The organism is Streptomyces sp. NPDC054813, assembly GCF_053611365.1.
Genome location: NZ_JBSHAF010000022.1, coordinates 147,799 through 173,062 on the forward strand (window position 1 = coordinate 147,799; position 25,264 = coordinate 173,062).

Genomic DNA, 25,264 nt, shown 5'->3' on the forward strand with positions numbered 1-25,264 from the left:
GGGTACGTCGTCGCCGACGGCTGCTACAAAGTCGCCGTCTCTGCCGCCGCCAGTTGGGCTCGCGCCTCGTCCGCCAGGCCGTCCGCCCCGCACTGCTCGGCCGTCTCCAGGCCCCGGCGGAGGTGGGTGGGGTCGTGGAGCTCTGTGCCCAGGGCCACCAGCGCGCACGCCAGTTCGTAGGCTGCCGGGGAGCGTTCCAGGTGGGTCACCGCCTCTTTCAGGTAGGTCAGGCGGGCCGGGCCCGTCGTGACCTCCGCCGCCGTGCGCAGGGCCTGGCCGATCGCCGACGGGGCGCCGAACTGGCGGGCGCGGCCGACCGCTTCCAGGGCCGTGGCCAGCGCACGGTCGGGTGCGTCGTGGCTCTCGGCGCGGGCCAGGTGGAGCTGCCAGGGGCACCACGCGGGGTTGCGGATACCGCGTGGTTCGAGGCGTCGGCCGGCGGCCGAGAGCTCGGCCACCGCGTCCTGGGTGAGGCCACGCGCGAGGAGCAGTTCGCCGTAGACCGTCTGGGCGTCGGGGAAGACCACCGCGGCCGGGAACGGCTCGTGGAAGGAGTGGTCCTCGGCGACCTGCGTGGCCTCGTCGGTGCGGCCGCGGGCGAGCAGGGTCTGCACGAGGGTGCCGACTGCGTACCAATAGACGGGGGTGCCGGGACCGACGCGTTCGGCGATGCGCAGCCCGGAGCGGACCAGGTCCTCGGCCTCGGCGAGGCGGCCGCGCCGGTAGCGGACATAACCGTGGAGGGTGTACGCGAAGGAGAGGTGTGCGCCCCGCCAGCCCTGGCGTTCGAAGTCGGCGGTGCCGGTGGCGAAGAGTTCCTCGGTGCGGTCGGGCCGGTCGGCGTACATGAAGGCGAGGGCGACCAGCACGGGCACCTCGAAACCGCGGTCCGACTCGGCCCAGCCGAGGCCGCCGGCGAGGGCGCGCTCGGCGTGGTGGAGCGCGACCTGCGCGGGTTCGCCGCGCTGGACCGCGTCCCAGGTGCGCAGGCCGATGATGTACCGCTCGGTGAGGTCGCGGCCCTGGAGCCGGTCGGCGAGCCGGGCCAGCCGGCGGGAGCGGGAGGGGTGGTCGGGTTCGTCGGCGCGGAAGGCGTCCCACATGAACTGTTCGGAGAGCATCCGCAGCCGGACCCGGGCGTCGCCGGTCACCCGGATCTCCCGGGCCAGGGTCTCGGAGGCCTCGGCGAGCCGGTCGCTGTGGGCGAGCACCTGGGAGAGGCGGTAGACGATGTTCTGGCGCAGCTCGGGCTCGGCGATGGGTTCCGCGAGGGCCGCGCGCAGGTGGTTGACGGTGGTGGCGGGTTCGGTGAGCAGGGAGGCGCTGCCGAGTTCGTAGAGGACGGCGGCGCGGTCCTTGGCGGGCGGGGGTTCGCGCAGGGCGCGGGCGAGGTAGCGGCAGGCGGCGTCGGGGGCGCCGGCCCGCAGGGTCTCGCCGGCGGCGGCGCGCAGCCGCTGGACGACCCAGGTGTCGCCCTCGGGGTGGGTTTCCAGCAGGTGGCGGGCGGCGGTGGCGGCGGCCTGACCGTCGTCGGTGACGCACCAGGCGGCCTGGCCGTGCAGGGCGACCCGGACGCCGGGCGGGATGGCCCGGTAGACGGCGGTGGCGATCAGCGGGTGGACGAACTCCAGGGTCTCGGCGCCGGTGAGGACACGGACGCCGCGCAGGGCGTCGGCGGCGTCCGCGGCCTCCTCGTGGCCGAGGCCGGCGACGGCGGCGGCGAGCGCGGGATGGATCTCGGTGCCGAGCACGGCGCAGGCCCAGGCGAACCGGACAGTGGAGGGGCCGAGGCGTTCCAGCCGGGCGATCAGGCCGCTGCCCTTGACGGCGGCGGCGAGGTCGCGCAGCAGGGGGGCGCCGGCCTCGGTGGGGTCGAGGCCGCGGTCGTGGACCTTGGCGGTCAGTTCGACGGTCTCGAAGGGGTTGCCGGCGGTGACGGCCCAGCACTCGTGGCAGAAGGTGTCGTCGGCGTGCGCGCCGAGGCTCTCGCGGACCAGGCCGGCGACGGCGTCGGCGCTGAGCGGTTCCAGGTCGTGCGGGCGGCCGCCGGCCCGACTGGGCAGTCCGCGCAACGACTCGGCGTGGTCGGGGAGTTCGTCGGGCCGGTAGGCGACGACGACGAGCAGCGGGAGTTGCTCGGCCCGGGGTGCGAACGCGGCGAGCCAGCCGAGGGATTCGGGGTCGGCCCAGTGCGCGTCGTCGAGGACGAGGACCATCGGCGCCTGACGCACCACGAGGTGGGTGAGCACCCAGTCGAGGCCGTCGCGCAGGCCCTGCTGGTCCGGCGGGGCGCCCTCGGTGGGGGCGCACAGGCCCAGGGCGGGGCCGACGATGTCGTACCAACTGCCCAGTGAGGCACGGAGTTCGGCCTCCGGTGCGCCGGCGAGGCGGGGCTGCAGGAGCTGGCGGGCGACATGGAAGGCGACGCGTTGTTCCTGGTCGCCGCCGCGGGCGGAGAGCACGGTGCAGCCCTGGGCGGCGGCGCGGCGGCGGACCTCGGCGAGGAGCGTGGTCTTGCCGATGCCGGCACGGCCGGCGAAGGCGAGCAGCGCGCCGAGCGGCCGGTCGGCCGGCGCCGCTCCGTTCGTGCTCAGGCCGGTGAGTTCCGCCAACGCCTCCCCGACGGTGGCGAGTTCGCTCTCACGTTCGTAGAGCGTCCGTCGGTTCCGAAGGACCCGCTGTCCCATGACCACCCCCTGCCACGGTGATGCGCGAGCGCGGGGAGCGGGCGCGCACCGTGGCTTGCAGGCAGCTCAGCGTACGCCCGTAGAGCGTGATCCGCTCCCTACTGACGGTTACTGACCCAAGGGGCTTGACAGGACACTTCAGGACTCTTCGGACGATGGCGGCGGGATCACTGCGATCGGGCTCGCCGCGTGCAGCAGGACCGCCTGGGTGACCGAGCCCACCATGCGGGTCGGGGCCAGCAGGCGCCGGCGATGGCGCCCCACGACGACCAGTTCGGCGTCCTTGGAGGCGGCGACCAGGGCGCCGGCCGCGTCGCCGGGCAGCGCGAGGGCCTCGGCGGGTACCTTCGGGTGCTCCTTGAGGTGCGGGGCGAGGAAGCCCTCGGCGAGAGTGCGGGTCTCCTGCTCGATCTCGTCCTGGTCGAGGGCCGGCGGGGCGACTTCCCCGGCGGTGGCCCAGAACTGGACCGGCCACGGGTAGGCGGCGACCACCTGGAGCCGGGCACCGCGCCACGCGGCCTCCGCGAAGGCGAAGGCGAGGGTGGCGTCGTCGGGGCTGTCCACGTCCACGCCGACCACGACCCGGGGCCCCGGCCGCGCGGGGAACTCGTCGGGGACCTCGCGCCCCGGCCGGGGTACGACGACCACCGGGCATCCGGCGTCGCGGGCGGCGGCCATGCCGTTGGAGCCGAGGATCAGGCTGGCGAAGCCGCCGCGGCCCCGGGAGCCGAGCACCAACAGCTGGGCGTCGGAGCCCAGTTCGGGCAGCAAGGCGGACGGGGCGCCCTCCATGGCGACGTACTCGACGGCCGGTCCCCCGCTGCCGGCGGCCAGCCGGTCACGGACCTCGTCGAGGACGGGGTCGCCGGCCGCGTCGCTCTCTCCGGCGACCATGACGTCCGGCTGTCCCCAGGCGGCGTACTGGCGGACATGCACCACCCGCAGCGGCGCGTCCCGTCGCCGGGCCGCGTCGAGGGCCCAGTCCAGGGCGCGCAGGCTGTCGTCCGAACCGTCCACCGCGGCGATGACCGGCGCAGTGCTCATCGTTGCTCACCTCCGGAATACGACCTTCCCTGTCCGGGGCCAGCCTGTCTCAGGCGGCGGCCCCGGAAGGGCGCTGCTGGTCACGTGTCCGGAAATCCTTGCGGAACACCCCCCGGTTCACCTCTCTGCCGCGGAACCGGGGGGCGGTGCTCAGGTCAGGTCGAACTCGCCCTCCCGGGCCCCCGACACGAAGGCGCCCCATTCGGCGGGGGTGAAGATGAGGGAAGCGCTCTGCGGACGGCCGCTGTTGCGCATCGCGATGAATCCCTCGACAAAGGCGATCTGGACATCCCCCAGGCCACGGCTGCTGGACTGCCACTCAGCCTCGCTGAGGTCCAGCTCCGGCTTGTCCCAGCCCAGTACCGACTGCTGCTGGATGGTGCTCTCGGCCACGTCCGTGCTCCTCCCGAATTCGTCGTCCGCGGCCAGCCTAGCTTTCGGTCCCGGCACTCAACAGGCCACGTGAGGGGGTCCTTTCAGGAGTCGGGGGCCGCGGCGCCGACCAGCCACATGGAGAAGAACTGGGAGCCGCCGCCGTAGGCGTGCCCGAGCACCCTGCGGGCGCCGTCCACCTGGTGTTCTCCGGCCAGGCCGCGGACCTGGAGGGCGGCCTCGGCGAAGCGGATCATGCCGGAGGCGCCGATCGGATTGGTGGAGAGCACTCCGCCCGACATGTTGACGGGGAGGTCCCCGTCGAGTTCGGTGACACCCGATTCGGTGAGTTTCCAGCCTTCGCCCTCCGCGGCGAAGCCGAGGTTCTCCAGCCACATGGGCTCGTACCAGGAGAACGGCACATACATCTCGACGGCGTCGATGTCCCGGCGCGGGTCCGCGATCCCGGCCTGGCGGTAGACGTCGGCCGCGCAGTCCTTGCCCGCCTGCGGCGAGACGGCGTCCTTGCCCGCGAACAGGGTGGGTTCGCTGCGCATGGCGCCGCCCAGCATCCAGGCGGGCGGTTTCGGCGAGCGCGCGGCCCCCGCCCGGTCGGTGAGGACCATGGCACAGGCGCCGTCGGAGGACGGGCAGGTCTCCGAGTAGCGAATGGGGTCCCACAACATGGGGGACGACTGGACCTTCTCCAGGGTGATGTCGTGCTCGTGGAGGTGGGCGTAGGGGTTCTTGAGGGCGTTGCGGCGGTCCTTGTAGGCGACCAGCGAGCCGACGGTGTCGGGGGCGCCGCTGCGCCGCATGTAGGCCCGCACATGGGGGGCGAAGAAACCACCCGCGCCCGCCAGCAGCGGCTGCTGGAAGGGGATCGGCAGGGACAGTCCCCACATGGCGTTGGACTCGGACTGCTTTTCGAAGGCGAGGGTCAGCACGGTGGAGTGGACACGGGCGGCGACGAGGTTGGCCGCGACGAGTGCCGTGGAGCCGCCGACGGACCCCGCCGTGTGGACCCGCAACATGGGTTTGCCGACCGCCCCGAGCGCGTCGGCCAGGTACAGCTCGGGCATCATCACGCCCTCGAAGAAGTCGGGGGCCTTTCCGATGACAACGGCATCGATGTCGGCCCAGTCCAACTCGGCGTCGTCGAGGGCACGTCGTGCGGCCTCCCGGACCAGCCCGGCGATCGACACGTCCCGCCGGGCCGCCACATGCTTGGTCTGGCCGACCCCTACGACGGCCACGGGCTCCTTGCTCATCGCGGATCCCCTTCCTGAGAGGGGCTCTCCAGTGGGTCCCCTTCGAGTACGGCGACCAGGTTCTGCTGCAGACAGGGCCCGGAGGTGGCGTGGGCGAGGGCGCGGTCGGAGTCGCCGCGGTGGATGCGGGCGGCGGCCTCGCCGATGCGGATCAGCCCGGCGGCCATGATCGGGTTGGCGGCGAGGGCGCCGCCGGACGGGTTGACCCGCACGTCGTCGCCGAGCCGCAGCGCCTTGCGGAGCACGACCTCCTGCGAGCTGAACGGCGCGTGCAGCTCGGCGGTGTCGACGGGCCGTTCGAAGGCGCCGGCCCGCTCGGCGGCGAGCCGGGCGGACGGTGCGTCGGTCAGGTCGCGGACGCCCAGGCCGTGCGCCTCGATACGGTGGTCGATGCCCCGGATCCAGGCTGGCCGGGAGCACAGCTCGCGGGCCCGCTCCCCGGCCGCGAGGATCACCGCGGCCGCCCCGTCGCCGATGGGCGGGCAGTCGCCGGCGCGCAGCGGCCGAACGAGGTAGTCGCCCTGCGGCACCGAACCCCGCAGCTGGGCATGGGAGTTGGCCTCCGCGTCCGCCCTGCTGCGGGCGCCGACGGCGGCCAGAGCCGGCTCGTCGGTCTCGCCCGCGTCGATGAGGGCCTGCGCCTGGAGCGCGGCGAGGGCGACGGAGTCCGGCCAGAGGGGGGCCAGGTAGTAGGGGTCGAGCTGGCGGGTGAGCACGTCCCGGACCGAGCCCGGTGAGGACTTGCCGTACGAGTAGACGAGGGCGGTGTCCGCGTCCCCGGTGAGCAGCTTGGTCCACGCCTCGTACAGCGCCCAGGCGCCGTCCATCTCGACGTGCGACTCGGAGATCGGCGGCCAGGCGCCGACGCCGTCCAGGGCGAGGGTGAAGGAGAAGGCACGGCCGGCCAGGTAGTCGCTGGAGCCGGAGCAGGTGAAGCCGATGTCGGCGGTGCGCAGCCCGGTCTGCTGGAGGACGTCGTGCAGCACCGGCATGAGCATCTCGACCTCGGAGAGCTCCTCGCTGGTGCGCCGGTGGTCGGTCTGCGCGTAGGCGACGACCGCGATCTCGCGTATCACCGGCACTCCCACTGGTAGAGTCGTCGGACGCGGAGCGAGAACCAAGCCCGCATAGCAACTCCCTTCAAAACTTCATATGCCCGGGCTGGTTTCAACCCGGCTGGTGCTGATCGCGGAAGACTTGGTCGCTCGCTGAGCGCTTGAGCAGCGTGAGCCAGGAATCCCCGGCCGTCAGGCGGGGGAGGATTCAAAGCAGCTCCTTGTAGGTGTCGTAGTCCGCGTCGGGTTCGCCGGTGGGCCGGTAGTGGTCGGGGAAGCGGGCCCCCTCGGTCCACACCGGTTCGACCCTGAGGCCCATCCGCACCTGGTCGTAGGGGATGCCGCCGATCCGGCCGTGCAGGGCGAGGCCGGCGCCGTCGAGGGCGATGTGCCCGTAGACGTACGGCACCTCGATGTCGAGGTTCTTCGCCTTGATGTTGACGATGCAGAACGTGGTGACCGTGCCCTGGGGACCCACTTCGACCTGTTCCACTGTGGCCACCCCACAGGTGGGGCACGCACCCCTCGGCGGGACGTACACCTTGCGGCAGGAGGGGCAGCGCTCGCCGTAGGTCCGCCGGGTGGACAGGGCGTCGATGTAGGCGGACTGGGCGCGGCCGGGCGAGTAGGTGTAGTCGAGGCGGGCATGGGCGACGATGCCGTGCACGGCGTCCTCGAACTCACCGCTGTGTCCGGTCGGTTCGGCCGCCTCACCGTCGTACGGTTCGAAGCAGGCGATGTCGGTGATGGCACCCGACCGCTCCTCGGCCCAGCGGATCCGGACCCGCATGCCGGTGCGGACGGCCTCGGGGCCGGGGGCGTCGAGGGCGTGCAGCAGGGCGGTGTCGGCGCCGTCGAGGCGGACCAGGACCCAGGCGAAGGGGGTGTCCAGGGGCTGGCCGCGGCGGGGCTCGTGGTTCCAGGCCCAGGTGGTGACGGTGCCGGTGGGGGCGACCTCGACCAGGTCGCGGATCTCCTCGGCGGTGACCGGGTCGTACTCGACAGGTGGGACGAGGATGCGGCCGTCCCCGGTCTGCACACCGAGGACGACACGTTCCCGCAGGCCGGTGAGGAACGCACTCTGGACCGGGCCGAGGGAACGGGTGAAGGGGAACTCGACGACGAGGGGCGCTTTGAGGACTTCAGGCATCCGGGCTGCCTCCTTTGAGAAGGTCGGTGACTAGCGCCCCTTGGGGGGCGCGGGGCTGCGACATGTGCGGCTCCGCCGCGTGGGCGCGACCAGCGACATACGGCCCGCAGCTTCCGGACCGCCCCAGGCCGACGCGGCTCTACGCACGCTTGTAATCGGGCGCCCGCTTGTCCGCGAACGCACGCGCGCCTTCCTTCGCGTCCGCCGTATCGAATATCGGCCAGCCCCGCTTCAGCTCGGAGGCGAGCCCGTCGGTCTCCGTCATCTCCGCCGTCTCGTACACCGACGCCTTGACCGCCTCGACCGCCAGCGGCCCGCACGCGTTGATCTGTTCGGCGATCTCCAGGGCCTTGTCGAGCGCGCCGCCGTCCGGGACGACATGGCCGACGAGCCCGATGCCGGCGGCCTCGCGGGCGGTGTACGGCCGTCCGGTGAGCAGCATCTCCAGGGCATGGGTGCGCGGGATCTGGCGTTGCAGCCGGACCGTGGAGCCGCCGATCGGGAAGAGCCCGCGTCTCACCTCGAACAGGCCGAAGGTCGCGGACTCGCCCGCGACCCTGATGTCGGTGCCCTGCAGGATCTCGGTGCCGCCCGCGACGCAGTAGCCCTCGACGGCGGCGATCACCGGTTTGCGCGGGCGATGGTGGCGGAGCATGGCCTTCCAGTGCAGGTCCGGGTCCGCTTTCAGCCGGTCGCGGAGGTGCTCGCCCGCCATGCCCTGTCCGGCCAGCGCCTTGAGGTCCATCCCGGCGCAGAAGGCGCCGCCGGCTCCGGTGAGCACGATCGAGCGGACCTCGTCGTCCTCGTCGGCCTCGATCCAGCCGTCGTACAGGCCGACGAGCATGGAGATCGAGAGCGCGTTCTTGGCCTCGGGCCTGTTGAGCGTGAGCACCAGTGTGGCGCCCTCGCGCCGTACGGTGAGGTGTTCCGTCCCACCCATGGACCTCTCCCCTCTGCCGGAACGAGAACAGGTTGCAGTAGGGCGGGAGTCACTTCAAGGGTTTTCTGACAGACAGTCAGATTTCTTCGCGCGAACCCTTCCCACTTGCCGCGCCCTTTGCTCTGATGACCGGCGAACCGACAAGTGCGCCTTTCTTCGCCATGGTTTGCCGGGGTCAGGAGGAGCGGTGGAGTACAACCTTGCCGATCTGTTCGAGTCGGTCGTCGACGTGGCCGCGGACCGCGAGGCGCTCGTGTACCTCGACCACCCCGGCACGGGTGCGGAGCGCCGGCTGACCTACGCGGAGCTGGACGCGGCCGCCAACCGCATCGGCCACCATCTGGTCGACAGCGGGATCCGCCCGGGCGAGCATCTCGGGCTGCACCTCTACAACGGGGTCGAGTACCTCCAGACGGTGCTCGGCTGCCTCAAAGCCCGGGTTGTGCCGGTCAACGTCAACTACCGCTACGTCGAAGAGGAATTGGCCTACCTCTACCAGGACGCCGACCTGGTCGCGCTGGTCTTCGACGCGGAGTTCGACGACCGGGTGGCGGCGGCGCTGCCGCGGGCGCCGAAGCTGCGGCACCTGGTGCGGGTGGGCGAGGCGGAATCGGGCCCGAAGGCCCTGTCCTTCGCGGAGGCCGAGGCGGCGGGGTCGCCCGAACGGGGATTCCCGGCGCGTTCGGCGGACGACCAGTTCATCATCTACACCGGCGGCACCACCGGGATGCCCAAGGGTGTGATGTGGCGTCAGGAAGACCTGTTCTTTGCGGGGTTGGGCGGTGGCGCGCCGACCGGCGAGCCGGTGAAGCGCCCGGAGGAGCTGGCGGAGCGGGTCGCGGCGGGCGGCGCGGGGATCACCTTCTTCCCCACTCCCCCACTGATGCACGGCACGTCGACACTCACCACCTTCATCGGCTTCAACTTCGGGCAACGGGTGGTGATCCACCGCAAGTTCGTGCCCGAGGAGGTGCTGCGGACCGTGGAGAAGGAGAAGGTATCCAGCATGTCGCTGGTCGGCGACGCGATGCTGCGCCCGCTGATCGACGCCCTGAAAGGGCCGTTGAAGGGCACCGACTGCTCCTCCATGTTCAGCGTCTCCTCCTCCGGCGCGATCCTCTCCGAGACCGTGCGCCGGCAGTTCAGCGAACTCGTCCCGAACTGCATGCTGCTGAACAACTTCGGGTCCTCCGAGTCCGGCTTCAACGGCACCGCGACCAACGACTCCGGGGCCGGCAGCCGGTTCCGCGTCCGCGTCAACTCCCGTACACAGGTGGTCGATCCGGCCACCCATGAGCCGGTCGCGGCGGGCCAGATCGGCCGGGTCGCACAGTGCGGCCATGTCCCGCTCGGCTACTACAACGACCCGCGGAAAACGGCCGAGACCTTCTTCGAGAAGGACGGCCGGCGCTGGGTGCTCCTCGGCGACATGGGCACGGTCGACGAGGACGGCGTCGTCACGGTGCTCGGCCGGGGCTCGCAGTGCATCAACACCGGGGGCGAGAAGGTGTACCCGGAGGAGGTCGAGCAGGCGCTGAAGTCCCATCCGGACGTCTACGACGCGCTGGTGGCCGGGGTGCCGGACGCCCAGTGGGGCAACCATGTGGCGGCCGTGGTGCAACTGCGCGAGGGCGCCGATCAGCCCTCTCTCACGGACATCCAGACCCACTGCCGTACCCAGCTGGCCGGATACAAGATCCCCCGCCAGCTGGTGATCGCCGAGTCCATCCAGCGGTCACCGAGTGGCAAGGCGGACTACCGGTGGGCGCGGGAGGTGGCGGTGGCCGCCGACCGGTAGGACGTGCGGGTGTGCCACCGCGGCGGGGCGGCCCGGGGGCCGTACTCTGTGCGCACGATTCGACATGGATCACGCGCGCAGTGTCACGACGGCCACTCGGAAGGACCTCCGGTGTCGCACCTCACGCCTCCTCAGCCGCCGGAGACCGAAGCCCCGCCGAAGGCCCCGCCCGCGCAGCCCCGACCGGCCGGTACCGAAGGCCGACGGCGAAGACACCAGCGTCTCGCCCGGAGCGTCACGGTCGGGACGACGGTCCTGGCCGCCGCCGTGCCGCTGGGCGCCCTGGCGCTGCCGAACCGGCTCGACCTGCTCACGCCGCCGGCGTTCCTGCGGATCCCGGTCGAGGGCATCGTGCTCACCGCCGTACTACTGGTGCTGCCCGGACGGGCGCGGCGGGTCACCGCGGCGGTGGCGGGCGTGCTGCTCGGGGTACTGACGCTCGTGAAGTGCCTGGACATGGGGTTCTACTCGGTGCTGCAACGCCCCTTCGACCTGGTGCTCGACTGGATCCTGCTGGACGACGCCGCGGACTTCGTACGCGAGTCGTTCGGCCGGACCAGTGAGGTGCTCGCGATCGCCGGAGCGCTGCTGCTGGTCGTGGCCGTGCTCGTCCTCACCGTGCTCGCCATGGTGCGGCTCGCCGACCGGATGGCACGCAGCCGCCCGCCCGCGGGCCACGCCATCCTCGCCCTCGCCGTCGCCTGGGTCACCTGCGCGATCTTCGGCCTGCAGGCCGGCGGTGCCCCCGTCGCCTCGACGCTGGACGCGCAGCTGGTGGACGACCGGGTACGGGCGGTCCGCGCCGGGCTCGCCGACGCCCGGGTCTTCGAGACGGAGGCCCGCGTCGACGCCTTCGCCGGGACGCCACCGGACCAGCTGCTCACAGGACTGCGCGGCAAGGACGTGCTGTTCACGTTCGTCGAGAGTTACGGCCGCACGGCGATCGAGGACCCGGCGATGGCCCGGCAGGTCGGCGCGGTCCTCGCGGAGGGCACCGCCTCCCTGAAGGCGGCCGGTTTCGCCGCGCGCAGCGGCTGGCTGCGGTCGCCGGTGATCGGAGCGGGCAGCTGGATGTGCCACGCCACGCTGCTGTCCGGGCTGTGGATCAACAACCAGCAGCGCTACCGCCACCTCGTCTCCGGCGACCGGATGACCCTCAACAAGTACTTCCGCAAGACCGGTGCGTGGCGCACGGTCGGTGTCGTCCCGGGCGTCCGCCGGGCCTGGCCGGAGGCCGGGTTCTTCGGCCTCGACCGCTCCTACGACTCCACCCACCTGGGCTACCGCGGCCCGTACTTCAGCTGGAGCCCGGTCCCCGACCAGTTCACGCTGGAGGCATTCGAGCGCCGGGAGTTCGGCAGAAAGAACCGGCGCCCGATGATGGCGGAGATCGTCCTCGCCTCCAGCCACCAGCCCTGGGCGCCCCTGCCCCGCATGATCGACTGGAAGGAACTGGGTGACGGCTCGGTCTTCGGGCCGATCCAGAAGGCGGGCAAGGACCCGGCGGAGGTCTGGAAGGACACGGAGAGCGTGCGCACCGAGTACCGGGGCTCCGTCGAGTACTCCCTGCGCAGCCTGATCGGGTTCATGCGCCGCTATGCCGACGTGAACACGGTCCTGGTGTTCCTCGGCGACCATCAGCCCCGCCCGGAGGTCGTCGCGGGCAGCCCGCGCCGGGACGTCCCGATCACGATCGTCGCCCATGACCCGAAGGTCCTGGACCGGGTGGCCGGCTGGGGCTGGACGCCGGGTCTGAAGCCGGCCGGGGACGCCCCGATCTGGGCGATGAACCAGTTCCGCGACCGCTTCCTGAAGGCGTACGGGCCACGGAACTGAGCCTTGCTCAGGCGTCCAGGAAACCGACGGTACGGCGGACGAACTCCTCGGGGTCGTCGAGCCAGGGGTAGTGGGCGGCACCGGGCTGCACGATGACCTCGGCGTTCGGGAAGGCCGCGGCGGCGCGCCGGACCAGTGCGGGGCTGGGTCCGCCGTCGACTTCGCCCGCGTACAGCAGGACGGGGGCGGTGAGCGCGCGCAGGGCGCTCCGGGTGACGTCGGGGGTGAAGGCGCCGTCGGCGAAGTAGCGGTCGCCGGCCTCGTCGTTGGTCTGTTCCTCGGCGGCCGCGTCATGGGCCCGGGCGGTGTCGTCCCAACGGCCGTAGAAGAAGGGCATGAACGCCTCGTCGAAGTCCCCCGTACCGTTCAGCCACGCCTCCAGGGCGGGGAACGCCGCGCCGAACCAGGGCTCCGCGGCCCGCTGCCGGGCCGCCGCCAGCCGTTCCTCCGGGGAGGTCCGCAGGCCGAGGGCCGAGGGGTTGCCGGTGATCAGCGCGAGCCGACGTACCCGGTGCGGACGGGCCGCCGCGTACAGGATCGCCAGGCTCGCGCCCGCCGAGTGCGACAGTACGTCCATGTGGTCGAGCCCTATGTGGGTCCGCAACATCTCCACGTCGTCGACCTGTTGGTCGCAGCGGTACGACTCCGGGTCGGCGGGCACCGCGGAGTCGCCGGTGCCGCGCAGATCGAGCAGGATCAGTCGGCGGTGGGCTGTCAGCCCGCCCAGGTCCCCGAGATAGGCGGAGGCGCGCATGGGTCCGCCGGGCAGCACGACGAGCGGTTCGCCCTCGCCCCGGACGTGGTAGGCCAGGCGGGTCCCGTCCGCCGCGGTGAAGGTTGGCATGGGATCGATCATGGAGGACGGCGGCGCGGTACGGCAACGGAGTTCGGCGGGGCCCACCCGCGCGGGCGGCGGCGTCAGGTCTGCGGGGCCGGCTTGCTCACCCGGAACGCGAACTGGCCGCAGAACGTGAGCTTGCGCAGGTTCACCAGGGCCGTGTGGCGCCCGCTCTTGCGTGCCCAGGTGTCGATCTCCGTGTTGAGCGGCGACTCCGTCTGCCAGAACCGGCCGTACTCCTTCTTCCGCGAGGAGTGGTAGGTGCGCATGATCAGGGTCACGCCGTCCAGCGAGGGCCGGATCTCCTCCAGGGCCAGCCCGGCCTCCTCCACCAGTACCCGGAAGCCGTAAGGGGTGTAGTTCCACAGGCTGAAGGAGTGGTAGGGCTCGAACTGGGAGGTGCTGCCGATGAACAGTCCGCCCGGACGCAGCACCCGGCCCACCTCCGCGAGCAGTTCCCTGGGCCGGGCGACGTGTTCGAAGACCTGGTGCGAGTAGACCAGCGGCACGGCGCCGGAGCGGAACGGCATGTTGACGCCGTCGAAGTACACCACCGGGTCGCCGCCGGGTGAGCGCTGTGCGGCTTCCGGGGAGTCGCGGATGTCGAGCCCCACCCACCGCACGTCCGGGGCGTGCCGCCGGAAGAGCCCGGCCGAGGTGCCCCGCCCGCATCCGAGGTCGACCACCCGGTCCGGGGCCCGCGGCGAGCTCATGGCCTCGTCGAGGTAGTAGCGGGAGGTGACCTGGCGGGCGTGGTCGTCAGGGATGCAGTCGTGCATGAGTTCCCACAGGGTCGACATGCGTCCACGCTACGGAGGCGCCGTGTCTCAGGCCACATCCAGGCGGGGGTTCGGGTCGGCCGTCATCCCTTGGGGCGAACGGGGCGGCGCGGACGGCTGTGCCGGGCGGCTGATGCCGGTCAGGTCACGGACGGTCACGCTGTTGCGGTCGGCGACCGTACGGCCGAGCGCATGGTACGGCCAGACTCCCCCGGCCTGGCGCCGGCTGCGCTCGTTCCACTCCAGGGCCTCGGTGCGACGGGCCCGGAAGAAGTTGAGGGCGTAGCCGCCGGAGTGGATGCGCAGCAGGAAGAACCCGCCGGGGTACTCCTTGGCGGCGCCGACCTCCTGCAGGGTCACCCGGGGGGCGAGGGGCACATGGGTGCGCTTGTTGCGATGGGTGTGGCCGGCATGGTGCAGGAACACACCCGGGGCGGCGGCATAGGCCTGCAGGATCGCACGGGCCTGGCGGCGGCCGAGGCGCTGTCCGGGGCTCACCGGGAAGAGGGCGTCCCGGACGGTGAGCGGATGGTGCCCGAAGACCACGGTGGGCTGTTCCCGGTGTGCCCGCAGCCGGCGGCGGAACCAGGACAGTTGCTCGGCCCCGAGACCGCCCGCGTCACCGCCGTTCCCGCGCTTGTCGTAGGTGTCGAGCCCGATGATCCGCAGCCCGCCCACGTCGTGCTCGAAGTAGCTGGGACCGTCCGGCGTACCGAAGGCGCGGCGGAAGCCGTCGCCCTCCCGCGCGTCGCGGTCGTGGTTGCCGCGGACCACGAAGTAGTCCCGCCGGTGGGTGCCGAAGCCGTCCAGGATCCCTCTGGCCTCCGCCAGGTCGCGGGGGCCGCCGCCGGCGGAGACGTCACCGGCGGCCAGCAGCAGCTCGGCCCCGCGGTGGCGGGCCTCGTCCACCACGGCGCGGCTCATCAGCTCCGGGTAGGCGGTGAGTCCGGCCCGCTGGGCCACGCCGCGCAAGAAGGGCACGCCGGCCACCAGACCGGCGACGGTCTCGCCGATGTGCAGGTCGTTGCAGAGGGCGAGGGAGAGCAGGTGGCGGCCGGGCGGGGGCTGCGGGGTGGTGAAGGAGTAGGGGCCGCCGGGCGAGCCGAGGCCGTGCCGGGAGGTGCCGGCCGCGTTGCCGCGCACCAGGTGCAGCGCGGTGGGCGTGGCGGGCACGCCCCGGGAGCAGGCCTGGTAGTAGTACGTCTGGCCCGGCTCCAGGCCGGTGAGTTCGACATGGTGGTGGGCGGTGGGGCGGTCCTCGCCCACGGTGCGGTTGAGGTGGGCGGGATGGGTACCGTAGACGACCTCTCCCTCCGTGACGGCGGGCAGCAAACGGCCGGTGCCGTCGTCGGTGCCGGGCAGGGCGGTGTGCCAGGTGATGACGGCGCGGTCCTCGGTGAGGGTGACCAGTTCCAGGTGGACGGCGGCGAGGGAGCGGGGGTGACGGGGCGCGGGGGCGGTGGCGGACCTGAGCAGGGCGGGTGCGAGCAGGAAACCGGAGCGCAGCATCTCGCAGGGGCCGGGGATGCCCGCGAGTGCGCCGAGGGGGACGGGGAGACAGCAGCGCATGTCTGCTATGTGCACGCCACCGGTGAACGGCGGACGTGGTACCGGAAGCCGGGCAAGGTATGGAACCAGTCGTCTTGGGTCGTCACGAGGCCTCACCGAACCGCTCCCGCAGCTCCCGCTTCAGGATCTTCCCGCTGGCGTTGCGGGGCAGCGCGTCCACGAACAGCACCCGCTTGGGCGCCTTGAAGGCGGGGATCTTCTCCTTCACATGGGCGATCAGCTCGGCCTCGCCGACCTCGCCGCGCGCCACGACGACCGCCGTGACGGCCTCGATCCACCGCTCGTCGGGCAGCCCGATCACGGCGGCCTCGGCGACGGCCTCGTGGGTGTAGAGGGCGTCCTCGACCTGTCGTGAAGCGACCAGTACGCCACCGGAGTTGATGACGTCCTTCACCCGGTCGACGATGGTGAAGTAGCCGTGGGCGTCGCGCACCGCGAGGTCGCCGGAGTGGAACCAGCCGTCCCGGAAGGCCTCCTGGGTCTCCTCGGGTTTCTCCCAGTACCCCTCGCACAACTGCGGGGAACGGTAGACGACTTCGCCGGGGGTGCCGTCGGGCACGTCCTCGCCGTCCTCGTCGACCACCCGCGCCTCCACGAACAGCACGGTACGGCCGCAGGAGTCCAGCCGCCCCTTGTGCTCCTCGGGCGCCAGTACGGTGGCCAGCGGCCCGATCTCGCTCTGCCCGAAGCAGTTGAACAGGGCCAGTTTCGGCAGCCGTTCGCGCAGCCGCTCCAGGACGGGCACCGGCATGATCGACGCCCCGTAGTAGGCCTTGCGCAGTCCGCTCAGGTCACGCGACGTGAAGTCGGGCCGGTTGGACAGCCCGATCCACACGGTGGGCGGTGCGAAGAGGCTGTCCACGCGTCCGGCCTCGACCAGGTCGAAGAGGGTGTCACCGTCCGGCCCGTCCAGAACGATGTTGGTCGCGCCGACCGCCAGGTAGGGCAGCAGGAACACGTGCATCTGGGCGGAGTGGTAGAGCGGCAGCGCATGCGCGGGCCGGTCCCCGGCGCTCAGGTCGAGGGCGGCGATCGCGCTCAGGTACTCGTGCACCAGCGCCCGGTGGGTCATCATCGCGCCCTTGGGCAGCGCCGTGGTCCCCGAGGTGTACAGCAACTGCACGAGGTCCTCGGTACGCGGTTCGGGACCGTCGTACGGCGGCGCGTCCGCGAGCCGGGCGAGGAGCGAGCCGTCGGCGTCCCGCAGCGGCAGCACCCTCACCCCGTCCGGGAGCCGGCCGGCGGGACCCGGGTCGGCGAGCACCAGTGAGCTGCCCGACTGGCCGACGATGTAGGCGAGGTCGTCGCCGGTCAGGTTCTGGTTGACCGGCACGTGCACCAGGCCGGCCCGGGCGCAGGCGAGGAACGTGATCAGGTAGGCGTCCGAGTTGTGCCCGTAGGTGCCGACCCGGTCGCCGCGGGTGAGGCCCTGGTCGAGCAGGACGCTCGCCGCCCGGGAGACGGCGTCGTCGAGTTCCCCGTACGTCCACCGGCGTTCGCCGTACTCCAGCGCCACCCGTGCGGGGGTGCGCCGGGCGCTGCGCCGCAGCACCCCGTCAACCGTGCTGCCCTGTCCCTGCGTCATGACTCATGATCCTCGGCCCGTCGCCGGGAGAGGTCAAGCACCGTGGCACCGCACCCCCGCGCGACCGGGCTCAACCGCTTTGTCCCGCAACGACGTTGGGAGACACAGATGCGCACCACCCGCGCGAGACGGCTGCTCGTCGCAGCCGTCGCCCTGCTCACCGCCCCGGCCGCGTTACCGGCCGCCGCGGCCGAGCGGCCCGCTCCTCAGGACCGTCCCTCGCACGGCGGTCTGTCCGCCGTCATCCGTTACACCGAGTACGGCATTCCGCACATCCTCGCCGAGGACTACGCCGACCTGGGCTTCGGCACCGGCTGGGCGCAGGCGGCCGATCAGGTCTGCACCCTTGCCGACGGCTTCGCGACCGTACGCGGCGACCGCTCGCGCTTCTTCGGTGCCACCGCGGCCACCGACCTCTCGCTCTCCTCGGCCGGGGACAACCTCTCCAGCGACCTCTACTTCCGGGGCGTACGGCAGTCCGGCACGGTGGCGAAGCTGCTCGCCGAACCGGCGCCGCTGGGCCCGAGCCGGCAGGTGAAGGACCTGGTACGTGGGTTCGCCGCCGGATACAACACCTGGCTGGCGAAGCACCGGATCACCGACCCGGCCTGCGCCGGCGCCGCCTGGGTGCGGCCGGTCACGACACTGGACGTGGCCACCCGTTACTACGCCCTCTCCGTGCTCGGCGGCCAGGGCGGCGCCGTGGACGAGATCACCGGGGCGACGCCCCCCACCGGCGCCCCGGCCCCCGAGCGGAGTGCTGACGCCGAGGCCCTGATCAAGGCCGTACAGGACCGGTCCGCCATCTCCGACCTGGGATCGAACGCGGTCGCCTTCAGCGGCGCCACCACCGCGAACGGCCGGGGTCTGCTGCTGGGCAACCCGCACTACCCGTGGCAGGGCGGACGCCGGTTCTGGCAGTCCCAGCAGACCATTCCGGGCCAGCTGAACGTGGCCGGCGCGTCCCTGCTCGGCACGCCGACCGTGGCCATCGGCTACAACTCCCGGGTGGCCTGGAGTCACACCGTCGCGACCGGCGTCCCCTTCAACCTGACCCGGCTCACGCTCGACCCGTCCGACCCCACCGTCTATCTGGTGGACGGCAGACCGCAGCGGATGACCAGGCGGACCGTCACCGTGGCGGTCAAGGACGGCGCCCCCGTCACCCGCACCCAGTGGTGGACCCGGTACGGCCCGGTGGTCGCCGACCCGGACGGCGATCCGCCGCTGCCCTGGACCGCCACGACGGCGTACGCGTTCAACGACCCCAACGCCGCCAACTTCCGGTTCGCCGACACCTCGCTCGGCTTCGGCAGGGCGCGCTCCGCGGCGGACGTCCGGGCGTCCCTCGACCGGCACCAGGGGCTCCCGTGGGTGAACACCGTCGCCGCGGACTCCGCCGGGCACACCCTGTACACCCAGTCGCAGGTGCTGCCCCGGATCACCGACGACCTCGCGGCCCGCTGCTCCACCGATCTGGGCAGGATCACCTATCCGCTGGCGGGGCTCGCGGTGCTCGACGGCTCGCGCGCCGGCTGCACGCCCGGCAGGGACGCCGACGCCGTGCAGCCCGGTATCTTCGGGCCCGCCCGGATGCCCGTCCTCCAGGACGCCCCGTACGTGGAGAACTCCAACGACAGCGCCTGGCTGACCAATGCCGACCGGCCGCTGACCGGGTACGAGCGGATCTTCGGCGACGTCGGCACGCAGCGCACACCGCGCACCCGGGGCGCGATCGAGGATGTGGCCGCGATGGCGGAGCGGGGCGGGCTGACCGTCCGGGACCTCCAGGACCAGGAGTTCGCCAACCGGGTGCCGGTCGGCGACCTGGCGGCGGCCGCCGCGGCGCAGGCCTGTGCCGCGCTGCCGGGCGGTACGGCGACGGGCAGTGACGGCACCGCGGTCGACGTCTCCGCCGCCTGCCCGGTACTCGCGGCCTGGAACCGCACCATGGACACCGGCAGCCGGGGCGCCCTGCTCTTCGACCGTTTCTGGCGGAAGCTGACGGCCGCGGTGCCGACGGCCCAGCGGTGGCGGGTGCCGTTCTCGGCGGCCGACCCGGTGCACACCCCGAACACGCTCGACACCGCCGCCCCCGGCTTCGCCACGGCCCTCGCCGACGCCGTGGCCGAACTCCGGGCGGCGGGCGTCCCGCTGGACTCCCGGCTCGGGGAGCACCAGTTCGTCGTGCGCGACGGACGGCGGATCCCGGTCCCGGGCGGCACCGAGGCGCTGGGCGTCTGGAACAAGATCGAGCCGGTCTGGAACGCCGGCCAGGGCGGCTACACGGACGTCGCGTTCGGCTCCAGTCACATCCAGGCGGTGGGCTGGGACGGCAGTCGGTGCCCGGTGGCCCGCACCCTGCTGACGTACTCCCAGTCCTCGAACCCGAACTCGCCGCACCACAGCGACCAGACCCGGCTGTTCTCGGCCGAGAGATGGGTGACGGCGCGGTTCTGCGAGAAGGACATCCTTTCGTCCCCGGCGTTGAAATCCGTCCGGGTGCACGAAAGCTGAGTGCGTGGGGTCCCGTTCCTCATGGGGCGGGACCGCACGTGAGTGACACAAGGAAATCCCGGTCGACGCGCACTGCATCAACAGTCGTTCAGACGATCGGGATTCTGCTTCAACGTGCTCCCGTGCGCCCCTCTGGAGAAAGGTTTCGGGAAACCGCGGAACGTGAAACCTGGGCAGGACTTGTCTCGGACGTTCGACCCGAGGCAGGTTCACTCATTTCACGTGTAGCACCGGGCAGGAGGTTTCCATGAACGACGCCGTGCCTGAACAAAAACGAACATGGACGACAGGTACTGCTCCCGGCATATTCCCTCTCCTCGGTCACGGTATCGCCTTCTACCGGCGGCCGCTGGCATTTCTGAATTCTTTGCCCGCACACGGAGATCTGGTCGAGATACGACTGGGCCCCCAGCGTGCCTGGATGGTGTGCCACCCGGAGCTGACCCACGAGGTGCTCATGGATCCGCACACCTTCGACAAAGGGGGCCCGCTCTACGACCGGCTCGGGAAGCTCATGGGCGACGGTCTCGTCACCTGCCGCCAGCCGACCCACCGGGCCAAGCGCCGGCTGCTGCAACCGGCCTTCCGGCCCTCCCATGTCGCCGCCTACACGGACCTCGTCACCGAGGAGGCCGAGTCGGTGTGCGAGGGATGGCAGGCGGGCGGGACCGTGCCGGTCACCGAGGCGATGCTGACCTTCACGACCCGGGTGATCAGCCGGGTCCTGCTCTCCGACTCCCTGGACGACAGGACGACCGCAGAGGTGCGGGACTGTCTCGCGGACGTCGTCCGAGGCCTGTTCCTCCGCACGGTAGTCCCGGTCGACGTCCTCTTCCGCATTCCGACCCCGGCCAACCGCCGCTATCGGATCGCCCTGACCCGCCTGCACGCGATCATCGACACGGCGATCGCGAGGCGCCGGCTCGGCGCCGACCGCGACGACGTGCTCGGCACGCTGCTGGCGGCCGCGCGCGGCGCGGACGGATCGGCGGCGATCACCGACCAGGAGATCCACGACCACCTGATCACGCTGCTGCTCACGGGCGCCGAGACCTCGGCACTGGCGCTGGCCGCGGCCTTCAGCCTGCTGGCCCGCCACCCGGAGGCGGAGCGCCGGCTGCACGCCGAGCTCGACGCCGTCCTCCCCGACGGCCGCCGGCCCGGCCCCGACGACCTGCCACGCCTCGTCCAGACCCGGTGCGTCGTCGCCGAGACGCTGCGCCACTCCTCGCCCGGCTGGCTCTTCACCCGCGTCACCACCCGGGAGACGGAACTCGCCGGGTGCCGGCTGCCCGCGGGGGCCACCGTGCTCTACAGCCCCTACCTCCTGCATCACGATCCGTCGTGGTTCCCCGACCCCGAGCGTTTCGACCCCGACCGCTGGCTGCCGGGGCGGCCCACCGCCGCGCAGCGCCGCGCGACGATGCCGTTCTCCGCGGGCAACCGCAAATGCCTCGGCGACGAGTTCGCCATGGTGGAGGTCACCCTGGCGCTCGCGACCATCGCCGGCCGCCGGCGCCTGCGCCATCTGCCCGGCGCCGCCGAACAGCCCCCCCGGCCCGCGATCACGCTGGGTCCGCGTTCCCTTGTCATGACCTGCGAAGCCCGCTCCCGCATGCCGTCAGGCGCGACGCCCCGCGCCGACTCCCCCGCCCCCCGAGCCGTGGCCACCCCGCATGTCTCGGACACCCGAACGGCAGGTGATCACGTTGTCGGCAACACATGAGGACATCACGGTCGGTGTACTGGACGAACCCCCGGTCGCCAACCTCCGCGACCTGATCGACACCCACCTCCACATGCCCTTTCCCTTCCGGCGCAACCCCCACGAAGCCGAGGCCGCCGCCGGCGTCGACGCCTGGCTGAGCAGGTGGGGTCTGGCCGGCGAACCCGGTGTGACGGCGATGATCGCCTACACCCGACCCGCCGAACTCGCCTCCTACAACAGTCCCACCATGGATTCCGCCCTGCTCCAGATCGTGGCCATCCAGATCGCCTACCAGTTCATCTTCGACGACTGTGCCGAGGACGTCGGCCGGCGCTCCCCGGGCAGGCTGGTCCCCATGCTCTGCGAGAGCATCGCGGTCCTGCGGGACGACCGGCCGCCCGGCACTGCCCTCGGCGCGGCCCTGGCCGACCTGTACCGACAGGTCCGGGAGCGGTGCACCCCCGCACAGGCCGCGCGGTGGGCCTGGAAGAGCCGTGAGTACGTGCACGGCCTGCTGTACGAGGCGGTGGCGCAGGCCCAGCCCTACCTCGTACGGGCGGGTGACTGCACCTCGATACGGTCGCTGACCGCGGGCGTCGAGCCGTTCTACCCGCTGTGCGAGGCCGCCCAGCCGCACGAACTCTCCCCTGCCGAACTCCACCACCCCGTCGTACAGCGGCTGGGCCGGCTGTCGGCCGACGCGGCGGTGTGGATACCCGACCTGTTCTCCGCGGTGAAGGAACAGCGGGCGGGCGGAATGATCAATCTGGCCCTGGCCCGCCAGCGCGAGCACCGGTGCTCCCTGCAGGCCGCCGTCGTCCTGGCCATCCAGCAGATCAACGCCACGATCGAGGAGTTCCAGAGGCTCTACGCCGAGGTCGAGCCGGAGCTGAGCCCCGCGGGCGTCGGCTACGTGGAGGGCATGATCGGCTGGATCCGGGGCTGTTACCACTGGTCCCGGACCGTGCCACGGTACGCGGACGTGGTGTCGGTGCCCGCCGCTTCGTAGGCCCCCGACACACCCCGGTGACGGCGCCACAGGGACCTGACCATCCCAGCCCCATACCCGGAGATCGGAGATTATCCCTCTCTCAGTTCATGATTCACCCTATGGTGCCCAATCCGGCCTGCCGTACCTGGCCTGGGCGTACGCTCGGCTCCCCTGGGCCGAACGACAGAAAGCGGTACGGCACATGGCGACGGAGCCTCGGCAATCGATCACCGACCGGAGGACGTTGATCGAACGCCAACGGGAACTGGAGTCCCTCGACGCCGCGTTTCGGGAACTTCGAGGGACCACGGACGGTGTGCCGCGCGCGAGGCGCAGGGGACTGCTCGCCCTGACCGGCCGAGCCGGACTGGGCAAGACCGCGCTCGTCACGGAGGCCCGGGACCGGGCCGCGGCATCCGGGCTCACCGTGCTGTCGGGCCGGGGCGGCGAGTCGGAGCAGGGGTCGGCGTTCCGCGTCGTACGCCAGTTGATGCAGCCCTCGCTGGCGAGGATGGACGAAGCGCAACTCCACGCGTTCCTCGGCAGCTGGTACGACATCGTCGCCGCCGTGCTCGGCCTGGAGGCACGGGGGGCCGTCCCTGCACCGGACCCGACCGGGGTCCGCGAGGGCCTCGACTGGGTCATGACGCGTCTCACGGTGCAGCAGGCGCCCGTCGTCCTGCTCCTGGACGACCTGCACTGGGCGGACACCGAGTCCCTGACCTGGCTCGCCTCCTTCGCCTCCCGGGTCGAGGACCTGCCGCTGCTGATCGTGGTCGCCTACCGGCCCGACGAGCTGCCGCCCGAGGCGGGCGAACTCCGTGCCCTCGTCGCGGACCACGGGGACCGCCCGCACGGCCTGGCGCCGCTCACCGTGGACGGCGTGGCACAGATCGTCAGGAGCGAGATCGGGGAGGCGGCCGAGGACCAGTTCTGCAAGGAGTGCTGGGAGGCCACGAGCGGCAGCCCCTTCGAAGCGGTGGAGCTCGCCATCGGACTCGCCGAGCGGAAACTGGGCGGCACCGAGGACGACCTGCCGGTGATGCGTGAACTGGCCGCGGCGATCAAGGGCCCGGGGCTGATCGCGCGCCTGGAACGGCTCGGCACCGCGACGGTCCGCTTCGCTCATACCGCGGCCGTACTCGGGTCGCCCTTCGCACCGCGGCTCGCCGCGACCATCGCGATCCTCGGCGAACAGGCCGCGGCGGAGGCGACCCGGAAACTGCGCGCGGCCCGGATCCTGGCGGAGGGCCACGGCCCCGAGGGCGAGCTGGAGTTCGTCCATCCGCTGATCGCCACGACCATCTACGAGTCCATCGGCACGGACTTCCGGGCCGGACTGCACGACGCCGCCGCACAGGCGGTCCTGGCCGCCGGATACGGCGCGGCCAGCGCCGCCCGCCATCTGCTGGAGGTCCCCTGCGACGGCAGTACCGAGACGGTCGAGTGTCTGCGCGAGGCCGCCCGTGAATACCTTCGTGCCGGGGCCACCGAGGCGGCCGGGCGGCTGCTGACCCGCGCGCTGCAGGAGCCACCCCTTCCCGAGGACCGCGCCGCGATCCTGCACGAACTCGCCTGCGCCACCTTCCTGATCGAACCCACGGCCACGGTGCGGCATCTGCGGCAGGCGCTGGCGGAGCCCGACGTCGACCCCGATCTGCGCGCCTCCGTCGTCTTCCGGCTGACGCAGGCTCTGGCCCACACCGACCAGATGGCCGAGGCGGAGCGGGTGGCCACCGAGGAGGCGAGGCAGGCTCCGAATCCGCGCGTCAAACTGCGGATGCAGGCCGACCAGTTCGTATGGGGCATGTTCCGCACCGACGACCGGGACTCACCCGCCCGCTCGCGGAGGCTGGCGCGGCTGGCCGAGCACCTGCCCGGCCGCAGCCTTGAGGAGCGCTACATCCTGGGCCTGCGGGCCTGGGACGCGATCATGCGCGGCGAACCGCGGCAGACCGCCCTCGGGTATGCCGAGAAGGCCCTGCACGGCGGCATGAGCTGGACCGACGAGAACCGGGGCTTCGAGGTACCCGCTTCGGTGGCGCTGGTCTTCATGTACGGGGACCAGCCGCGCCAGGCCGAGGAGCTGTTCGGCAAGGGGATCGCCGAGTGTGTGGCCAAGGGGTGGTGCGGCTCCCATCTGGCCCTCGGCCACACCCTCGCCGGCTACATCCGCTACCGACGCGGCTGCCTGGCCGAGGCCGAGGACCTCGAACTGCAGGGTCTGCGGATCGCCGACAGGGTGGAAGGGGCCGTGCCCGCCCAGTGGTTCGCCGTCGGCATCCTGATCCAGACCCTGGTCGCCCGTGGGCGGGTGGCGGAGGCACGTGCACTCGCCGACCGGCACCACTTCGGTGAGACGGCCCCGAACGCCGTCACCTATCCCGACCCCCGCACCGTGTACGCGGAGCTGCTGCTGGCGGAGGGACGGCATGCCGAGGCGGCGCTGCTGCTGTCCTCGGTCGGCGAGTGGCTGGACGGGCGGGCCTGGCGCAACCCCTCCTGGTGCCCCTGGCAGCTGCATCTGGCCTCCGCGCTCGCCCCCACCGCCCCCCAGGAGGCGATCGGTCACGCCCAGGAAGCCGTGCGGCGCGCCCGGGACTTCGGGGCCGCCTCCGCCATCGGCCAGGCCCTGCACACCCTCGCCGAGGTGACCGGCGGGCCCGCGGCCGTCGATCTGTACGCGGAGGCCGTCGGCCGCCTGGAGCAGTCGCCGGCCGCCTACGAACTCGCCCGCGCCCAGGTCGGCCACGGTGCCGCGCTGTCCCGCAACGGGCGGCTCCAGGAGGCCGCCGACCGGCTCTACCAGGGCCTGGAAGGAGCCGTCCACTGCGGGGCCGAGGCGCTCGCCGCCCGCGCCAGGGGTGAGCTGTCGGCGGCCGGGCTGCGCCCGCTGCCGTTGCGCTATGTGCAGGCGGACACACTGACCGCCCAGGAACTCCGTACCGCCGAACTGACCGTGCAGGGGCACCCGGTGGCCGTGGTCGCCAAGGAGCTGCGCCTCACCGAGCAGGGCGTACGGCAGTTGCTGTCCCGCGTCTACCGCAAGATCGGTACCGATGCCGCCGGCCTCGCGGGGTTCCTGGAGGACCGTCCTCGCCGGCACCCCTGAGGCCGTCGGGGC

Annotated in this window: 17 protein-coding genes; 6 read left to right on the top strand and 11 right to left on the bottom strand. The window is 72.2% G+C overall.

Annotated features, from left to right (window positions below; genetic code table 11):
- Positions 1 to 23 precede the first annotated feature (23 nt).
- From ACWGJB_RS35895 to ACWGJB_RS35925, 7 genes are all read right to left on the bottom strand, one after another.
- Positions 24 to 2,687, bottom strand: a complete 2,664-nt coding sequence (locus ACWGJB_RS35895; protein WP_453384225.1) for an ATP-binding protein — start codon at positions 2,685 to 2,687, stop codon at positions 24 to 26.
- Between the two features lie 138 nt (positions 2,688 to 2,825).
- Complete coding sequence (locus tag ACWGJB_RS35900) at positions 2,826 to 3,731, bottom strand: universal stress protein (protein ID WP_453384226.1); 906 nt, start codon at positions 3,729 to 3,731, stop codon at positions 2,826 to 2,828.
- 150 nt (positions 3,732 to 3,881) lie between these two features.
- Positions 3,882 to 4,124: a DUF397 domain-containing protein gene (locus ACWGJB_RS35905; protein ID WP_450766598.1), complete on the bottom strand. Its 243-nt coding sequence runs from the start codon at positions 4,122 to 4,124 to the stop codon at positions 3,882 to 3,884.
- 83 nt (positions 4,125 to 4,207) lie between these two features.
- Entirely contained in the window at positions 4,208 to 5,374 is a 1,167-nt protein-coding gene (locus ACWGJB_RS35910; protein WP_453384227.1) for a thiolase domain-containing protein, read from the bottom strand.
- Positions 5,371 to 6,450: a thiolase domain-containing protein gene (locus ACWGJB_RS35915; protein ID WP_453384228.1), complete on the bottom strand. Its 1,080-nt coding sequence runs from the start codon at positions 6,448 to 6,450 to the stop codon at positions 5,371 to 5,373. Before ACWGJB_RS35915 ends, ACWGJB_RS35910 begins: the two co-directional genes overlap by 4 nt.
- A 187-nt stretch (positions 6,451 to 6,637) precedes the next feature.
- Complete coding sequence (locus tag ACWGJB_RS35920) at positions 6,638 to 7,579, bottom strand: Zn-ribbon domain-containing OB-fold protein (RefSeq protein WP_453384229.1); 942 nt, start codon at positions 7,577 to 7,579, stop codon at positions 6,638 to 6,640.
- Positions 7,580 to 7,718: 139 nt separating this feature from the next.
- The gene (locus tag ACWGJB_RS35925) at positions 7,719 to 8,519 is read right to left on the bottom strand and encodes a crotonase/enoyl-CoA hydratase family protein (RefSeq protein ID WP_453384230.1); all 801 of its coding nucleotides are present in this window, start codon (positions 8,517 to 8,519) and stop codon (positions 7,719 to 7,721) included.
- A gap of 187 nt (positions 8,520 to 8,706) precedes the next feature.
- On the opposite strand from ACWGJB_RS35925, the gene ACWGJB_RS35930 reads away from it, so the two are divergent.
- Positions 8,707 to 10,317 (top strand): acyl-CoA synthetase, encoded by a 1,611-nt coding sequence (locus tag ACWGJB_RS35930; RefSeq protein WP_453384231.1) that lies wholly within the window; start codon positions 8,707 to 8,709, stop codon positions 10,315 to 10,317.
- A 111-nt stretch (positions 10,318 to 10,428) separates the two neighbouring features.
- Positions 10,429 to 12,153, top strand: a complete 1,725-nt coding sequence (locus ACWGJB_RS35935; protein WP_453384232.1) for a sulfatase — start codon at positions 10,429 to 10,431, stop codon at positions 12,151 to 12,153.
- A 7-nt stretch (positions 12,154 to 12,160) separates the two neighbouring features.
- Here the strand turns inward: ACWGJB_RS35935 and ACWGJB_RS35940 are convergent, their stop codons facing one another.
- The 4 genes from ACWGJB_RS35940 to ACWGJB_RS35955 all read right to left on the bottom strand — a co-directional run bounded on the left by ACWGJB_RS35940 (position 12,161) and on the right by ACWGJB_RS35955 (position 16,924).
- A complete protein-coding gene (locus ACWGJB_RS35940) occupies positions 12,161 to 12,997 on the bottom strand; it encodes an alpha/beta fold hydrolase (protein WP_453384233.1) in 837 nt (278 codons plus the stop codon).
- A gap of 74 nt (positions 12,998 to 13,071) precedes the next feature.
- Positions 13,072 to 13,791, bottom strand: a complete 720-nt coding sequence (locus ACWGJB_RS35945; RefSeq protein WP_453384234.1) for a class I SAM-dependent methyltransferase — start codon at positions 13,789 to 13,791, stop codon at positions 13,072 to 13,074.
- A gap of 27 nt (positions 13,792 to 13,818) precedes the next feature.
- Positions 13,819 to 15,354: a fibronectin type III domain-containing protein gene (locus ACWGJB_RS35950; RefSeq protein WP_453384235.1), complete on the bottom strand. Its 1,536-nt coding sequence runs from the start codon at positions 15,352 to 15,354 to the stop codon at positions 13,819 to 13,821.
- A gap of 67 nt (positions 15,355 to 15,421) precedes the next feature.
- A complete protein-coding gene (locus ACWGJB_RS35955) occupies positions 15,422 to 16,924 on the bottom strand; it encodes an acyl-CoA synthetase (RefSeq protein ID WP_453384236.1) in 1,503 nt (500 codons plus the stop codon).
- Positions 16,925 to 17,032: 108 nt separating this feature from the next.
- Here ACWGJB_RS35955 and ACWGJB_RS35960 point away from each other — a divergent pair, with 108 nt between their 5' ends.
- The 4 genes from ACWGJB_RS35960 (at position 17,033) to ACWGJB_RS35975 (ending at position 25,252) form a co-directional block, all read left to right on the top strand.
- Positions 17,033 to 19,441, top strand: coding sequence for a penicillin acylase family protein (locus ACWGJB_RS35960; protein ID WP_453384237.1), 2,409 nt, complete (start codon positions 17,033 to 17,035; stop codon positions 19,439 to 19,441).
- A gap of 247 nt (positions 19,442 to 19,688) precedes the next feature.
- Positions 19,689 to 21,167, top strand: coding sequence for a cytochrome P450 (locus ACWGJB_RS35965; protein WP_453384238.1), 1,479 nt, complete (start codon positions 19,689 to 19,691; stop codon positions 21,165 to 21,167).
- Positions 21,151 to 22,158 carry a (-)-alpha-amorphene synthase gene (locus ACWGJB_RS35970; protein ID WP_453384239.1) on the top strand — a complete coding sequence of 336 codons (1,008 nt, stop codon included), beginning with the start codon at positions 21,151 to 21,153 and terminating at the stop codon, positions 22,156 to 22,158. The genes ACWGJB_RS35965 and ACWGJB_RS35970 overlap by 17 nt, the downstream gene beginning before the upstream one ends.
- Before the next feature lie 184 nt (positions 22,159 to 22,342).
- Positions 22,343 to 25,252, top strand: coding sequence for an ATP-binding protein (locus tag ACWGJB_RS35975; protein WP_453384240.1), 2,910 nt, complete (start codon positions 22,343 to 22,345; stop codon positions 25,250 to 25,252).
- Positions 25,253 to 25,264: the final 12 nt, after the last annotated feature.

What these genes read in the sequence shown, in the direction of transcription:
- ACWGJB_RS35955 (WP_453384236.1), bottom strand. Translation starts at nt 16,924, where the DNA reads ATGACGCAGGGACAGGGCAGCACGGTTGACGGGGTGCTGCGGCGCAGC.
- ACWGJB_RS35925 (WP_453384230.1), bottom strand. Translation starts at nt 8,519, where the DNA reads ATGGGTGGGACGGAACACCTCACCGTACGGCGCGAGGGCGCCACACTG.
- ACWGJB_RS35895 (WP_453384225.1), bottom strand. Translation starts at nt 2,687, where the DNA reads ATGGGACAGCGGGTCCTTCGGAACCGACGGACGCTCTACGAACGTGAG.
- ACWGJB_RS35940 (WP_453384233.1), bottom strand. Translation starts at nt 12,997, where the DNA reads ATGCCAACCTTCACCGCGGCGGACGGGACCCGCCTGGCCTACCACGTC.
- ACWGJB_RS35900 (WP_453384226.1), bottom strand. Translation starts at nt 3,731, where the DNA reads ATGAGCACTGCGCCGGTCATCGCCGCGGTGGACGGTTCGGACGACAGC.
- ACWGJB_RS35920 (WP_453384229.1), bottom strand. Translation starts at nt 7,579, where the DNA reads ATGCCTGAAGTCCTCAAAGCGCCCCTCGTCGTCGAGTTCCCCTTCACC.
- ACWGJB_RS35960 (WP_453384237.1), top strand. Translation starts at nt 17,033, where the DNA reads ATGCGCACCACCCGCGCGAGACGGCTGCTCGTCGCAGCCGTCGCCCTG.
- ACWGJB_RS35965 (WP_453384238.1), top strand. Translation starts at nt 19,689, where the DNA reads ATGAACGACGCCGTGCCTGAACAAAAACGAACATGGACGACAGGTACT.
- ACWGJB_RS35975 (WP_453384240.1), top strand. Translation starts at nt 22,343, where the DNA reads ATGGCGACGGAGCCTCGGCAATCGATCACCGACCGGAGGACGTTGATC.
- ACWGJB_RS35945 (WP_453384234.1), bottom strand. Translation starts at nt 13,791, where the DNA reads ATGTCGACCCTGTGGGAACTCATGCACGACTGCATCCCTGACGACCAC.
- ACWGJB_RS35910 (WP_453384227.1), bottom strand. Translation starts at nt 5,374, where the DNA reads ATGAGCAAGGAGCCCGTGGCCGTCGTAGGGGTCGGCCAGACCAAGCAT.